12 protein-coding genes and 1 riboswitch are annotated in these 16,079 nt (G+C 45.4%); of the genes, 8 read left to right on the top strand and 4 right to left on the bottom strand.

The genetic code is table 11. The annotated features are described in order from the left end of the window. Positions 1–2 precede the first annotated feature (2 nt). The 4 genes from MH215_RS25520 to MH215_RS25505 form a co-directional block, all read right to left on the bottom strand. Positions 3–239, bottom strand: a complete 237-nt coding sequence (locus tag MH215_RS25520; protein WP_239293832.1) for a hypothetical protein — start codon at positions 237–239, stop codon at positions 3–5. Between the two features lie 9 nt (positions 240–248). Continuing rightward, positions 249–1,454: a Ger(x)C family spore germination protein gene (locus MH215_RS25515; protein ID WP_239293831.1), complete on the bottom strand. Its 1,206-nt coding sequence runs from the start codon at positions 1,452–1,454 to the stop codon at positions 249–251. A gap of 15 nt (positions 1,455–1,469) precedes the next feature. Further along, the gene (locus MH215_RS25510) at positions 1,470–2,996 is read right to left on the bottom strand and encodes a spore germination protein (protein WP_481857488.1); all 1,527 of its coding nucleotides are present in this window, start codon (positions 2,994–2,996) and stop codon (positions 1,470–1,472) included. 330 nt (positions 2,997–3,326) lie between these two features. Then, a complete protein-coding gene (locus MH215_RS25505) occupies positions 3,327–3,983 on the bottom strand; it encodes a DedA family protein (protein ID WP_239293829.1) in 657 nt (218 codons plus the stop codon). Positions 3,984–4,223: 240 nt separating this feature from the next. Between MH215_RS25505 and MH215_RS25500 the strand changes: the two genes are divergently transcribed. The 8 genes from MH215_RS25500 to MH215_RS25465 all read left to right on the top strand — a co-directional run bounded on the left by MH215_RS25500 (position 4,224) and on the right by MH215_RS25465 (position 15,482). After that, on the top strand, positions 4,224–5,540 hold the full coding sequence (locus MH215_RS25500) for a polysaccharide deacetylase family protein (RefSeq protein ID WP_239293828.1): 1,317 nt from the start codon (positions 4,224–4,226) through the stop codon (positions 5,538–5,540). Positions 5,541–5,620: 80 nt separating this feature from the next. Beyond that, positions 5,621–6,610 carry an AAA family ATPase gene (locus MH215_RS25495; protein ID WP_239293827.1) on the top strand — a complete coding sequence of 330 codons (990 nt, stop codon included), beginning with the start codon at positions 5,621–5,623 and terminating at the stop codon, positions 6,608–6,610. After that, on the top strand, positions 6,610–7,896 hold the full coding sequence (locus MH215_RS25490) for a DUF58 domain-containing protein (RefSeq protein WP_239293826.1): 1,287 nt from the start codon (positions 6,610–6,612) through the stop codon (positions 7,894–7,896). Before MH215_RS25495 ends, MH215_RS25490 begins: the two co-directional genes overlap by 1 nt. Next, the gene (locus tag MH215_RS25485; RefSeq protein WP_239293825.1) at positions 7,883–10,195 is read left to right on the top strand and encodes a DUF4129 domain-containing transglutaminase family protein; all 2,313 of its coding nucleotides are present in this window, start codon (positions 7,883–7,885) and stop codon (positions 10,193–10,195) included. The genes MH215_RS25490 and MH215_RS25485 overlap by 14 nt, the downstream gene beginning before the upstream one ends. 327 nt (positions 10,196–10,522) lie before the next feature. Further along, on the top strand, positions 10,523–12,061 hold the full coding sequence (gene guaA, locus MH215_RS25480) for a glutamine-hydrolyzing GMP synthase (RefSeq protein ID WP_056699868.1): 1,539 nt from the start codon (positions 10,523–10,525) through the stop codon (positions 12,059–12,061). A 187-nt stretch (positions 12,062–12,248) separates the two neighbouring features. Next, positions 12,249–12,812, top strand: coding sequence for a hypothetical protein (locus tag MH215_RS25475; protein ID WP_239293824.1), 564 nt, complete (start codon positions 12,249–12,251; stop codon positions 12,810–12,812). 336 nt (positions 12,813–13,148) lie between these two features. Then, on the top strand, positions 13,149–13,400 hold the full coding sequence (locus tag MH215_RS25470) for a hypothetical protein (RefSeq protein ID WP_239293823.1): 252 nt from the start codon (positions 13,149–13,151) through the stop codon (positions 13,398–13,400). A gap of 422 nt (positions 13,401–13,822) precedes the next feature. Continuing rightward, positions 13,823–13,922, top strand: a riboswitch (purine riboswitch). A gap of 183 nt (positions 13,923–14,105) precedes the next feature. Then, positions 14,106–15,482 carry an NCS2 family permease gene (locus MH215_RS25465; RefSeq protein WP_056699874.1) on the top strand — a complete coding sequence of 459 codons (1,377 nt, stop codon included), beginning with the start codon at positions 14,106–14,108 and terminating at the stop codon, positions 15,480–15,482. Positions 15,483–16,079: the final 597 nt, after the last annotated feature.

The raw sequence follows: 16,079 nt of genomic DNA, 5'->3' as shown, positions 1-16,079 counted from the left end.
AACTAAGTACCTGTCATCCGAGCCAATAACTGATTGATTGGTTCATAGATCCAAATTACAAGCTTCAGTGGGCTCGGGAATTCCCATAGATTGACCGCTATTACACTGAATGTGATGCCTGCTAGCAATAAGACACTATACACAGCGGTTTCTTTCCACTGCCTGTTCTTAAAGAGTGTAGGGAGGTCAATCCAACCGATGATGATTCCAATCACTACCGCAATAATGGAGAGCACCATAAGATATTTTCACTCCTTTAGCTCATTTTGGAATGAGTCATCCAATGTTCCTACACGTCTGATTTGTGAATTTGCTTCGTATTTAACCTCAAGGTCTTCGAAATGTTGATCCCAATTGTCCTCAACTTTTTTGAAGTATTTAGGGTTAGACTGATATATCTCTTGTCCGAATCCGAAGATATCCACATGGAATTTGCGTCGTACTGAATCGACGGAATTTTTCATTAATTCCACGAGTCGTTTCTCCGACAGTTTCTCTAATTCATGGATAGCTGTCATGGAACCAATTTGAAAGTTACATTCTACCGACCCAATGGAAGAGACGTTTTTGACTTTAAGATTCATGACTGGTTCTCCACGCACAAATTTTACTGTACGATCGGTAGATGTGCGCAGTGTCTTCATCGTTACCGATCCCTCTGTCTTTGGACAATCGACATGCCCTACTGTCGTTTTGACATTGTCCCGGATGTAGTTGAATCCTTTGGATTCGTTTTCGGTCAACCAACCGATCAACTTGTCCTTATGGAATACGGCCAGTCCAGTTGAATTGAGACGTGCCGGCACGACAATGCTTTCGATATTGCTCTGTTCCCCACTTTTACTGTGATCCCCTATAATCTGCACCCCGGTAATCACTGGCTGTATACCTGGGGATAGCATCGTATCCATCAGCTCGTCTCCCGTTACCGTAGTCGTAGGTGACCAGATTTTGGCGGAGACATCAAGCGAATTAAATAACTTTTCGGCAGGAATGTTCTCAAGGGGTGTAAGCAGGTCGAGAACGTTGGAAGCTTGGGTCTTCCTTGCGACCATAACGTAATAATCAGGACGAACGGTAGGTTCGCGCATGAGTGCTTCCATTACGTCATATATCCCTTCTTCACGGGCATATTCCTCTCCAAAGACAAGTATGCGGACATGCGACATGAAGATCCGGCGAGGACTTGTTTCGGTCAATTTCTGAATAGCTTCTAGCATGGAGGCTGCCGTGGCTTGGTACTGTGTGACGGGTGTACCTCTGCCACCTCCAGATTTGGAAGAGATCTCGTTAGGGACAACGACTTGAGCACTAACCTTTATTTTGTCGCCATCCTTGTCTATACCAAGACCAAGCATAATACCAAGCTCGTTAAGCTCTTGACGATCCCAACATCCAGTCAGAAGAGGGAGGATCACAAGGATGCAGGATATAAGGCGTAAGGAAGTTTTCATGTCATGTTCTCCTGACTATCGCTGTCGTTTCTTTTTTTTAATAGGTTGTCTATTGGTATTCGGTGATTTTGTGGATTGTGGGCGAGTCCTCATATTAGGCCAAGGTACCCGGAACAATGTATCTTTTAAGTCGCTCTGAATGAAGGGAGCAAAAGGTGACATATACGGTACGCCGAATGAACGCAGTGTACACAGATGGGTCACGGTAATCAGCAGTGCAATCAAGATGCCATAGAACCCAAAGGCCGCAGCTAACATCATCAGGACGAAGCGTAAAATCCGGACAGAAATCGATAGACCGTTCTCTGGGATGACGTAACTTGAGATCGCCGTAATGGAAACGATAATAACCATTGCTGCTGATACGACGCCAGCATCAACTGCAGCCTGACCGATAACTAGTGTACCTACAATGGAGACGGCCTGACCGACCGTTTTGGGAATTCGGATACCGGCTTCTCGCAAGATTTCGTAGGTTAATTCCATAAGCAATGCTTCAATGAACGCAGGGAAGGGGACACCTTCTCGTTGTGCGGCGAGGCTGATAAGTAGATTGGTCGGTAACATCTCTTGATGAAAGGTTGAGATGGCAATGTAAAAGGATGGAGCCAATAAGGCGATAAAAAAAGCCAGGTATCGAATCATGCGGATTAATGTGCTGATATCTGCCCGTTGATAATAATCCTCAGGGGATTGAAAGAAATGTACGAACAAGGCCGGAACGAGCAGTACAAAAGGTGTACCATCCACAATAATGGCAACTCGACCTTCAAGAAGTGCAGCAGCTACAGAATCGGGGCGTTCACTGTTATAGACCGTCGGGAAGATAGTACGTGTCTCATCTTGTACAAATTCCTCTATATATCCACCTTCCAGAATGCCATCGATATCGATCTGATCCAATCGTTCTCTAAGTTCTTCAACAACATCATTGTTGACCGTACCCTTTATGTAGAGTACAGCGATTCTTGTTTTGGTGATCTGTCCAATTTCTCGCTCTTCAATCCAGAGCCGGGAATCCCGTATTTTTCTGCGAATCATCGCTGTATTCGTACGTAAATTTTCATTGAACCCCTCCATGGGGCCACGGACAACAGTCTGTGATATCGGCTCGCTGACAGAGCGATCTTCCCAACCGGCAGCTCCAATTTTGAGACCATGCACAGAACCCTCAATTAACAGGATGGCGAAGCCTGCAATCATGGCATTTAATACATCATCCATGTCCTCAATAAGCAATACTTCACTAGCTGCAAGAACATCGTTTTGCAGGTAAATCAGATGTTCATCATCTGCTGAAAAATCAGGGAGTTCACGCTGCTGTAACAAGGATTCAAGAATAGCCTGATTTAATATCTGTACGTCAACGAGACCATCGATATAAAGCAGAACGGCAGGCCATTTATGCAAGCATTGGAAAGGGCGAATCATCAAGTCATTGCTGTTTCCCATCATCTCTTTGCAGTACTCGATGTTTTGACTCAGATTCGGATTGATATCCTTCGTTGTATCGTGACTCTGCGCATCGATGCTCATATTCATATCCCCCCAGTACAACCTTTATTTGCAAAGTAGTATGACCTGGATGAATACAGATTATGACAACAAAGTGAGGGTGACGAAGATGATATATTAATTTATCCGAATCAAACGGATTACATAGATAATTTATTGGAGTGATTGCTGAGTGTTTTGGGGGAGAGATGGATTAGCTTCTCAGTGTTGAGGGACGTAAATTTATTTCTGTGTGCCAGGCTATTTCATAAGTTAGAAAATAAAAAAAAAGAGCTGCATCGTCTGCGGCTCCTTGTAATGGCATGTGTTAACTCGTTGTATTCGTTTCTTGATATTTCGATCAGATTGCAGACGACTTTAGTCTGCATTTTGTTTTTGTCTTTGAGGAACAGGGGCTTTTTTCTTCACATTACGTTGACTCCAGACAGTGCGGTAACGGTAAATCACTGCAATTAACAGTAGAAGTCCAACGCCTGCTAGGAGGTACGCAGAGTACTGATGCGCGAGCTGAAATACGACGTTCCACTGAGGGCCGAATAATTTGCCGATGCCTAGAAATAGGACAACCCAGAATAATGCACCCGAGTAAGCGAAGAGAGCGAATTTGCGAAAAGGGATTGCAGCGATGCCTGCAAAATAACCTGTAAAGTGCCGCACACCTGGAATGAAATAGCCAATGAAGATCAGACCGTTGCCATATTTACCAAACCATTTTTGCGTTTTATCCAGCTTGTCCTGCTTCAATAAAAACCATTTTCCATAGCGGGTTATAAACGGCAGTCCTGCTTTAGCTCCAATAAAATACGTGATGGTCATGCCAATTGTCGTTCCTAAAAACGCAAGGATAAGAAGGATTCCGAAGTCGAGCTGCCCTTTGTATGATAAATACCCTGCGTACGCCATCGTTGTTTCACCTGGGAAGGGGAGGGCAATGAATTCAAGTAACAATCCAAAAAATAATACGCTATATCCATAGGATCCAAATAGATGTTGGATCTTCTCAAGCAATTCCAATACTTTTCACTCTCCTGAGGTTAAGGTGTGAGTTACGAAATGTACCATAACTCCCGGACTGTCTTGCTTAGGATATGCTACCTAATTCATGGCAAAGAATCAATCGTAATCCATACGATACGATCCGAAAAAATATAGTGAAGAATGACGTCTTTTTTTCAAATGCCCTCCATATAATTCTAACAAATCCGCTGAAGTCTATCAGCAAATTTACTAGAAACGTTGGAGGTTGATTCATAAATGACGCAGAACATGGAATCAAAGATCAGTGTAGAAGTGGATATGTCCGTGAATGGTGCTCAAAAACATACATGTAGGTTCCCCCAATGGATGACGTTCCTAGTACGAATGGTACTAACGATAAGTTTATTTACAACGTGCGCGGGGATAACTGACATTTCTTATGCTTCAGGTTCTAATGTACCCACTCCCAGCGAGAAAAATAATCAGAAGAAGACGGTCTATCTAAGTTTCGATGATGGCCCTGGATTGCACACTAAGGAAGTATTGGATATTTTGCGGAAAGAAGAGGTGCCAGCCACGTTCTTCGTACTTGGTGAGCAGGCACAGCGGAATCCTGAACTTATTCGAGCAATTGTAGAAGATGGACATGCTCTGGGGAATCATACATTCAATCATAATTACAAGCAATTATATAGTGATTTTAAAGAATTCTGGAAACAAATTAAACAGACAGAAGAAGTGATTCATGGAATCACCGGGCTCCGCCCTAATCTGGTGAGAGCACCAGGTGGAAGCTATGGCCACTTTGATCAAAGTTATTTTGACCTGTTGAAGCAAGGTGGATACACTGTGATGGATTGGAATGTGGACAGCGGAGATTCGAGGCGTAAAGGTGTGCCTGCGAGCGAAATCCTACGTAATGCTACCAAGGTGCCTGCTGGAACCAGCTCAGTTATTGTATTAATGCATGATGGGGGAGCGCACGCCGAAACGGTAAAAGCACTACCGGAAATTATCCGGTATTATCAGGATCAAAACTATCAATTCGATACGATTAAGGCTTCTGATCAGCCTGTCCAATTCCGTGTAAAGTCCGAAGGGGCATATGCCTCTCGTAAGGCGCCCGGCAAAGCTTGGATTGCTGAGCATGTGGAACCCAATTCTGCCTTGTGGCTCGCAGGTAAGGAACTAAAGGTTGAAATAGGGATGGCTGCAGCGACCTTGCACTCAGGAGAATTTCGAATAGAGGAGCAGCAGATCATGGTGCCTTTGCGAAGCTTCATGAAGAAGTTCGGCAGTAATGCACGTTGGGATGCAGAGACAAGAACGGCTACGGTAGTCTGGAAAGACCGAACAATCTACGCAAGCAGTATTAGTGGAGAATTAACTTCAGGACGATTAGGTCAAGCGGGCGAAACCATGAAGGGGAAGGTTCGAAGTCAGGGTGGTACAACTTGGGTTCCACTTCGGGATCTATTAGAGCAGATGGGGCTGAGCATCCAATCCATGAAATCCAATAAATCGGAATGGACGGTGAAGGCGAACGTTCCTGTAGCTGCTGCAAGCAGGGGGAATATTACAATCTACGTCTAATCTCTCTACTTCCGGGCAACACTGAAATCATAGATTACTATGACTAAGAAATGCCGATGAATGGAAGGAGAACGAGTGATATGACGTATATCCGGATAGAACATGAGCATGCGGTGGAGTTATTAAATAGAGTAATTAAACGAGTTGAGACTGCTATTATCGGTAAGAACCGAGAGATTCAATATGTGCTTACGGCCATGCTCGGTGGTGGACATACACTTCTGGAGGATGTACCGGGCACGGGTAAAACGATGTTAGTTCGTGCGATGGCTTCTGCGCTTGACTGTTCTATGGGACGCATTCAATTTACTTCGGATGTCATGCCAGCAGATGTAATGGGTACCTCGATCTATCATCCACCTACAGGGGAATTTACATTTCGTCCAGGTCCGGTGATGTCTAATTTCGTATTGGCCGATGAGATTAATCGTGCTTCGCCCCGAACCCAATCTGCTCTCTTAGAAGCGATGGAGGAGCGCCGGGTGACGGTTGATGGCACAACGTATGCGTTACCGCGTCCTTTCTTTTTACTGGCGACGCAGAATCCATTGCAGTTTGAAGGCACCTACCGTTTACCCGAAGCACAGCTAGACCGCTTCATGATTAAGATTGGACTCGGCTATCCTGAGCCTGAACAAGAAGTAGAGCTGTTAACGCGTATGCAAAATAGAGAATCTAGTTTGGCAAGTCCACCGGTCATGCTTGCGGAAGAAGTGGTAGCCATGCAGCGGGAGGTCAGACAGGTACATGTTGATGCAGTCATCAAGCAATACCTGGTCTCCGTCGCTGTAGCGACACGCAGCCACTCATCCGTGAGACTTGGGGTTAGCCCTCGGGGCACGCTTGCTTGGATGGTTGCCACACAGGCCTTTGCCTACCTTCGAGGACGCAGTTATGTGATTCCGGATGATGTCAAAGAGATGGCGATTCCTGTACTTTCTCATCGCATTCAGCTTAAGTCCCAGAATAGAACAGATGGTTCATGGTCACAGGAACAGGTGATTCATGAGGCGCTGTCTTCCGTTCCGATTCCGGTTCAGTTGTCGGCACAGGGAAGGGGACGGAGGTAATGAGCACATTTGCCGGCCGTCTAATCAATGCAGCACTCATCTTGGCTTTTGGCTCCCTCTTCGTGTGGTATGGAGGCAAATCGACACTGTTTCTCTTCGTCATTACACTTCTGATTGGAGTTAGTGGAGTGCTTATCCATGCCTGTGGTCCACGTAACATTGATATTCGCAGATATATGCATTCCAACCGTATGTTATCTGGTGAAACCATTCATGTGCGAGTCGAGCTGGAATTTAAGAGTCGTATTCCGCTCTTATGGATTGTGCTGTGTGAGAATACACCTGCGGGTGTGCATCGAAAATGTTTTTTTCCAGGGATGAAGAGGCAATTCACCTATCAATATCAGTTGTCTGGTTTGAGAAGGGGCATCTACGAATGGGATAACGGCCGATTGTACTGGGGTGATATTTTCGGCTGGAATACGATATCTGTGGAGACGAGCGGCGGAATCTCGCTGATCGTTGTACCTTCTGTCACGGTCAACGAATATGGAGAGAGCCTCGTCACCACATCTACAATTGCGGGAGAGGGACAGCTGTCCGAACAGAGAAGTTTACAGGGTAGCCGGGGGCATGAGTTCCGCGATTATCAGCATGGTGATCCAATGAAACGAGTCCACTGGAAAAGTACAGCCAAAACCGGGAGACTTCAGACGTTTGTCCCTGAAACGATGGAATCACCATCGCTTCATATTTTGGTGTATGAAGGGCAGGCGGGTTATGCACAATCTTGGGATAATTCAAGCGATCATCCTGCTTTTGAACGAGCCGTCAGTATGGCAGCAAGGTGGATTCATCAAGCGGATATGGATAGCATTCCGTATCAACTGTGGTCAAGCGACAGAGAAGGTCTAGCTTATCAACAGACGTATAAATTTGGTGAAATGCAATCTTCTAGTGACTTGGAGCTATCTCTAGATCGGTTAGCGTTAGCACGGATTTCATGGGCTTCACAGGGTGGATCCAGCATGATGAACCGGACGATGCTGGAGCATATGTCGACTGGATCGCGGGTTATTGTACTCAGTGGACGGATGGATGCGGATCTTCATCAATGGGTGCTGGATGCTGTAAGTCAAGGAATTCAAGTAGAGGTGCAATTAACAGAGACAGCGAGGACAAGTCTAACAGATATAAGTGCAGCGGATTCAAAGCTACCTGTACCTCAATCCCAGTCCGCAGCGTGGCTAGAGCAGCTTCAGCACTGTGGAGTGAAAATCTGCAACGTGGCAGATCACCCAATACCTTCTGTAGGAAAGGTGGTGGTTACGGATGTGGGAGCATAGTCCGAACCGCCAATCGCAATCCAATGCATCTGCTGAAGAAGGCTTGTCATACCTCAATCTCGACAACAGAACCAAAGAGGGAGAAGCAGAGCCTCTTAGATATAGATTATTCATTTGCACACTACTGCTGCTATTGTCTCTGGAATGGATATATCCTGTGACCTCTTCGGGTGAGCAGGGAAGTGAACGTTTTTTATTGGTCATGGCCGGATTAACCGCAGCACTGCTTGTAGTCGGGCTATTTCGTACCGGTTGGACTGCAGGCACAGTGATTCGATTATGTATTGCTTTTGTTGCGTTATGTCTGATGTATGGTGGACAAGATCCAGTTGCTTGGGCGGTCACGTATCCTGAGACGCTAATGTCAGACTTGGATGCTTTTATGCAGAGTGGGCATTTCTATAGTATAAGTACAGAAACAAGAGGGTTCTGCATGATGTTTGGCTGGAGTATGCTGATTACCTCGGTGCAGTCTCTCGTTTTGCTGCGTCTAAGTGTCATGTTATTTGGTGGAGCTACACTGGTTTATTTGATGCTGCTGGAATCTCTGGCTGGGCTGGATGTCTACGCCTCCATCGTACGTTCAGTACTCTGGATCATGCTGATCCAGGCGCTGCTGCAACTTTTACGTTTATCCGGTGGGATTACGACACCACGTTATGCGCTGAATCCTTATGGACGCTGGAGTATAGCGACTGTGCTTGCCGCCATGGCGCTGATTTCTTTTTCTGGATTGCCAGGTCACTTTAGTTCAATCTCGCAGCCAGAGCGGATATCTCTTGATGAGATTGGCGAACGTCTGACACACTGGGCAGGCTATAACTCAGGAGATAGCATTCCTGCCGCAGCATCTGTTACAGGATATAGCACTGCCGATGCTCCTATGGGTGCACCTCTGACCCAAGGGGATACGGTCTTTTTCGTAGCGAAAAGTCCAGAACCGACGTATTGGCGCGGGGAGACTCGCTCATATTATAACGGCAGTACGTGGAGTGATCCTGCGCAAAGTTTCGAAACGGCTAGTCCATCCGGATTACTACGTACAGATGGCTGGGAGAATCAGAACTATTGGACTCGTATACAGCAAACCGTTATGATGCAGCGGGAGTGGAAGGGGCCGAATCCGCTCTTTACGGGAGGAATGCCGCTCAATGTATCATTTCAGGATAGTGAAAGCGTTAATGAGAAAACCATGCTCTCGCTTCTGTCGAACAGGGATTCAGCAACGCTGTGGCTGTCGGGTTCAGGCCGCCGAGTATCCGTTAAACGTTATACAGCAGATGTTATGATTCCTACAGCCGAGCCAGAACATTTACGTCTTCTGGAAGCAAAGAATCGGAGTAAAGATCCTGCCGAAATTCGTAGAACTTACCTACAGCTTCCTGACTCACTGCCCGGACGTGTGCGCTCCTTGGCAGATGAAATTGTGAAAGGGAGCGAGACACGATACGATGCAGTCCAGGCAGTCCAGACGTATCTGGCTAATCATGCTGAATATACACTGGATACACGCATGCCTCCGCGTGGAATGGATTTTGTGGATGATTTTCTGTTTGTTACTAAGCAAGGGTACTGCAACCATTTCTCAACAGCGATGGTTGTCCTTCTGCGTGCAGAAGGCATTCCAGCACGATGGGTCAAAGGATTTGGCACAGGGCAGCTTGACCCTAAGGTTCCGGGGCAGTACAGCATTACCCAAGGTGATGCACACTCTTGGGTGGAAGTGTATTTCCCGGGCGCAGGCTGGATGCCGTTTGAGGCAACGCCTGGCTTTGTTATACCGCAAGCGACGGCGGGGACTGATGCCGAAGCTACGCTGCTCCAGGATGCAGAGGCGCAGCCGCAACTGGATCCGTGGTCTGGTGCGAGCGCTTGGCTGCTGGCTCGCGCCCAGGCATTTGTCGCGGCGCCTTGGCTCACCGCGACGGCACTTGCGGCAGCGGCGGTATTGTGCGCCGCTGTAGCCTTCGGCGTGCGGTGGCTTCGCCCCGCGCTGCCGCTGAGGCTGCTGCTGGCATGGCCGCGCAGCAGCTTTCCGGACCGGGAGCGGCTGCTACGCGCCGCCGCTCCGGTCTGGCCCGCGCTTGCGCGGCAGTACGGCCCGCGGCCGCCGGGCATGACGCTGCGGGAATACGCAGCGTTACCCGCCGTGGCCGCAGGCACGGACAGCGCGGACATCGCGCGGTTTGCAGCCGACTGGGAACGGCTGCTGTACGGTCCAGAGCGTCCGCTGCGCGCGGACAGTCTGGACTTCCTGCGCCGGGCGCTTCGGCTAGCCCGGCGGTTGCCGAGGCGCTAAACGCCAAGGTGTACGTTTAGCTGCCTGTTTACAGACGCCTCTCAAGCCTAGCGGCGAACGAGGCGTCTTTCCGCGCTAACCTTGTTGCGATGGTTAGCATTGGTTAGAGGTGCTTTTATTCAACAAGTAGGAGTGGAAGGAGCAGAAGAAGTGGAAAAATTGTGGGACTGGCTTGAACAAAAGTGCAGTTATACCATAAAAAGAAGTATTCTTTTGTTCTCCATTTGTGTTGCTCATAAATTGTCGAATAAAGGAGTTTAGCCTTTCCTTGACGGTATGTTTTGTCGTTGCGTATAATTAGTTTCATTAATTGAGGGAGGCACGGTAATGAATAAGCAGAATGAAATTGTGGTTGTCCTTGACTTTGGGGGCCAATACAACCAGTTAATCGCCAGAAGAATCCGGGATCTTGGCGTATACAGCGAGCTTTTGCCGTATAATACACCGGCTGAGAAGATCGCAGAAATGTCACCAAAAGGGATCGTATTCTCGGGAGGTCCATCCAGTGTGTACGCTGAGAATGCACCTCACGTAGATCCAGGTGTATATGATCTTGGACTTCCAATCTTCGGAATCTGTTATGGTATGCAGCTTATGGCACAACAGCTTGAAGGTAAAGTAGAACGTTCCGAGAAGCGTGAGTACGGTAAAGCAGATCTTGAGTTTGCTGCAGGCGCAGCATTGGCACAAGGTATTGAAGGTGAACATACTGTATGGATGAGTCATGGTGACCATGTTGTTACGCTTCCTCCGGGATTCAAACTGGATGCAGGCACGGAAAGTGCGCCAATCGCTGCAATGAGTAACGATGAGCGCAAATTGTATGCTGTTCAGTTCCACCCAGAAGTACGTCACTCTATTCGTGGTAACGACATGATTAGCAACTTCTTGTTTAATATCTGTGGTTGCGAAGGCAACTGGACCATGGAGACTTTCATCGATGACACGATCAGAGACATCCGCGAAAAAGTAGGCGACGGTAAAGTACTGTGCGCACTTAGCGGTGGTGTAGATTCTTCCGTTGTAGCTGCTTTGTTGCACAAAGCGATCGGTGATCAACTGACATGTATGTTTATCGACCACGGTCTGTTGCGCAAGGGCGAAGCGGAAAGCGTAATGGAGACGTTTGTTGGCAAATTCGACATGAAAGTTGTCAAAATTGATGCACAAGAGCGTTTCATGTCCAAGCTGGCTGGTGTGGATGATCCTGAACAAAAACGTAAAATTATCGGTAACGAGTTTATTTACGTATTTGACGAAGAGTCCAAGCAGTTTGACGATTTCACATTCCTAGCACAAGGTACACTCTACACGGACATCGTAGAAAGTGGTACAGCAACAGCGCAGACCATCAAGTCTCACCACAACGTGGGCGGTCTGCCAGAAGACATGAACTTCAAACTCATCGAACCTTTGAACACGCTGTTCAAGGATGAAGTGCGTAAAGTAGGTACAGAGTGCGGCCTGCCGGACGAAATTGTACACCGTCAACCTTTCCCAGGACCAGGTCTTGCGATCCGTGTTCTTGGTGAAGTGACGGAAGAGAAACTTACGATTGTTCGTGATTCCGACTACATCTTGCGTGAAGAGATCGCCAAGGCTGGTCTTGACCGCGAAATCTGGCAATACTTCACAGCACTACCGAACATGAAGAGTGTTGGCGTTATGGGTGATGCACGTACGTATTCTTACACTGTAGGTATCCGTGCTGTAACATCCATCGATGGTATGACAGCAGACTGGGCACGTATCCCTTGGGACGTATTGGAGAAAATCTCCGTGCGGATTGTTAACGAAGTGGATAACGTAAACCGTATCGTCTATGACGTAACTTCCAAACCACCTGCAACGATCGAGTGGGAATAGTTAAATAAACATTAGAGAAGCTTGGAGAGCCTTATTTCGATAAGGTTTCTTCCAAGCTTTTTTGTTTTATGACATGAATTAAAAATAACAATTCTGTCTATTTGCTTAACGTCAAGGTATAGTATATGCATTGTTAATTAGCATTCTTTGAGAAGAAGGTTGTAGTTAAAACAGGAGGCATCTATTCATGAACTTTCAGTTTTATCCTAAGAATATAAGGATTACACCACATTTGAATAACGTGGTTAAAGTGTTTGAGAAAATGGAGAATGAAATAGCAACAGAATCTAGAAATTATAAAAGTAATGAAATCCTAGCGGCTTGTAAGAATGGTCTTACTGCCATTGGCTATAAAGTTGAGGGGAACCATAACGAAGGAAGTAAACATATAGAGGTTGCTGTATTGTTTGGTAGAAACAATGTGATGGAAAAATCTTTTCGAGCTGATGCATATAATAGTGAGGCGAAATCAGTTATAGAAGTCGAGGCTGGACGAGGAGTTTTGAATAATCAATTTTTAAAGGATTTATTTCAAGCTTGTATGATGCAGGATGTAGAATATCTCACTATAGCTGTATTAAATAAATATAGGATTCTTAATAACAATAAGACTAAATTTAGGGAGAATAATGATTTTGAAGAAGTGTGTAAATTCTTCGATGCTTTATACTCAAGTGAGCGGCTTAAGCTTCCACTAAAAGGTATTTTGGTTATCGGATATGATACTCCATTAACAGAGATTGTAGAATAGAGATTGACACATGGTGCTCTATGTTCAGCCAGAAGATTTGCAATTGAATCCTGATGATACAAGTTAACTCCGAAGGGAGTATCGAGCATTTTATTTAGGATGGATGTCATGCCTGCAATTTTCATCAACTAAAAAGTAGGAGAGGATCCAATATGATTAAATGTTTGACTGTAAGTAAAAAATTCGGATGCAGTGAGAGTATACGGAAGCACATCTGAGCTTGGTGTTAATTCTGTTCTTCATCTCCTTTTTAGGCTTAATTCAGATTCTTTTCAGGTTTGAGTTCTATACTGAGTACATACTAAGGCAATTGGCTACTGAAAGGAGATTGAGTGTATGCGTAAAACCGACAATATGAGCAAATGGAAGATGGGCATTGGAAGTGCATTTCTGATGGTGATGCTGGCAGGATGCGGTTCGGGTGTGCAGGATCTGGCTTCCGGTTCGGGTGATTTTTCATTTGTGAACTTAGAGGCAGCGGATGCATCTTCCGATCAGACCAGAAACCAGGAAGTACCCTCTGACGTAACAACGAACACAGATCAGGATCAAAACAAGCTACTCGATGCTTCACAGACAGAAATATAATATAATCGATGTAGGTTTGGTTTGGACAAATAGCTGACTATGTCACATCACAAGTTATTTTACAGTTAATATTAAATTTCGCTCTAATAAAAGACAGATTGTTTTTAAAAGAATAATTGTATTGTTCATCTTCTGCTCATGCTCCTATGAACACAAGCTACCTTTATCGAAGCATTGGTTGTGCTTTGAAAAGGGTAGCTTTTTAATATGCATTTAACTATCCGAAACGATATGAAGTCTGACAAAATGGACATATTCTACTAGAAAAACAGCTGAGAAACTCGAAGGTAAATGGTTTGTAAATCGCTAACTTGGTTCTTTCTGTTAAATAATACGAACGATATGGAGGCAGTGTAGAAATAACATTCGTTTTTATCATTGACAAAATAGAACCCGCCCTCCTAAAATAGTGATGGGAAACAAACAAATAGCGCATACTAATTCGTATAATCCTGGGGATTGGCCCGGGAGTCTCTACGAGATCACCCTAATGATCTGGCTACGAAGAGGAGCAGGCTAAGCACATAAATTCTACATGATTGCGTCTTACATCACGCACGCACATTAGAATTTTTTTGTTCTTGGTTAAAAGGCAGTAGTGTCGGCCGCTCCTAGTCAAGCTGAGCTCTGGGGATATAACATCTTCAGGGTCATTTGTCGTTTTTCAATATGGCTTCAACATCTCTAAGGGGGAGTAAGTGAATTATGGATCGTTTCTTTAAACTCAAAGAAAACGGAACAAATGTTAGAACGGAGATTGTTGCGGGTCTGACCACCTTTATGACAATGGCTTACATTCTTTTTGTAAACACGTTGTTTCTAGGTTCTAGTGGGGCGGGAATGTCCGATAATGCAGTATTTTTTGCAACGGCCGTCGGCGCTGGATTAATGACGATTATTATGGGATTGTTCGTAAATATTCCGATTGCGCTCGCACCGGGCATGGGATTGAACGCGTACTTCATGACAGTGGTTCTTAGCTCGAATGGTGCAATTACTTGGCAGGCAGCTCTTGGAGCTGTGTTCCTTTCAGGTATCGTGTTCATCATTTTGACCGTGACAAGAGTACGGCAAATGTTGCTCGTTGCAGTTCCGCAATCGATAAAAATGGCTATCACAGTCGGTATTGGTTTGTTTATTACGATTATTGGTTTCAAATTGGCTAACTTGGTAGCAGTAACCGTGAACGTAGCGCCAGATGCAGATTTGAGCCAGCCGATTCCGGGCAGTAGCTTCAACCTTTCACTCGGTAACTTCGTAACACATCACGATGCACTGCTTGCTCTTATTGGTTTGTTGCTTATTGCTATTCTGATGGTTATGCGAATCAAAGGTGCTCTCTTGATTGGGATCGTGGCAACAACGTTGATCGGCATTCCGATGGGAGTTACTAATCTGAGTGGGTTGACTGGTGCAAGCTGGTTGCCTAACTTCAGTGATCTGGCTGTAGGACAGTTGGACTTAAAAGGCGCAATTAGCTTAGGTTTGTTTGAAATCATCTTTATCTTTACCTTTGTTGAATTGTTCGACACGTTCGGCACCATGGTAGGGACGGCAACACGTATGGGCATTATGAAAGATAAGAAAAAAGGCGAGAAAACAATCGGTAAAGCGATGCTCGTCGATGCAGTTGGTGTCAGCGCAGGTGCTGCATTGGGTACAAGTACGATTACTGCATATGTTGAAAGTGCTTCAGGCGTTGAAGCGGGTGGACGCACAGGACTAACTTCAGTAACTACGGGTCTGTTGTTTATCCTCGCATTGTTCATCGCTCCACTGGCACTAGTTGTTCCTTCTGCTGCAACTGCTCCAGCGCTGATCATTGTAGGTGTGTTGATGATGAGTCAGGTTCGCAGTATTGAATGGGATGACTTCCTACAAGCTTTCCCTGCATTCCTTACCATTGTGCTGATGCCTTTCACAGGTGGAATTGCGAACGGGATCTCTGCGGGCATCGTATCTTATGTAATCTTGGCGGTATTCAGCAACTTGGTAACAGAACGTAAAGTGAAGATTCACTGGTTGATGTGGATCTTAGCGATTATCGTAATATGCCGGTATGTATTTATGGGCGGCGAATAGTCGGGCGATTATCAATGAATACGTATCAAAATTGAAGAAGAAGCTAATGCGATGGTATATTGCCAGAGTGTTAGCTTTTTTTGTTTCCTTCTATATATACAACAAGAGATTAAACATCGTTGATATGGTATGTGCTTATGCTTTCGCTTCAATGCCGGCGATTAAAGAAGTGAAATATACATGCAGAGATAGTTGCAGTGTAGTGGTACGGAAAAGATGGACTATGGAACGATGGAGATATGAACTTGGGATGAGAATGAAGAGAAGGAGCTAGCTCCTGAATGAACTCAGGGAACGTATAATATAGAAACAAGCATACTTAGAGAAACTATATATTATAGAAGAAACTTATCTTCTGAGAGGAAGTGATTAAGAAAACTGATTTTATTTCAAAAAAAAGCTTGCGTTCTAAATCTGGACATGGTATATTCTAATTCCGGCCAAGAAAACACGAGAAACACGGTGCGGCAAGCAACAAAATAAGCTTCGAAAGAAACTTAAAAAAAGAGCTTGCAAAGTTGGTTCGGATGTGATAAGATATAAAAGTTGCTGACGAGAACGAATGTCGGCGCTGAAATAAGTTTGATCTTTGAAAAC

The organism is Paenibacillus sp. ACRSA (genome assembly GCF_022346845.1).
GTDB lineage: Bacteria > Bacillota > Bacilli > Paenibacillales > Paenibacillaceae > Paenibacillus.
Note: the sequence above shows the minus strand (reverse complement) of the source record. Positions and strands in the feature narration are given on the sequence as shown.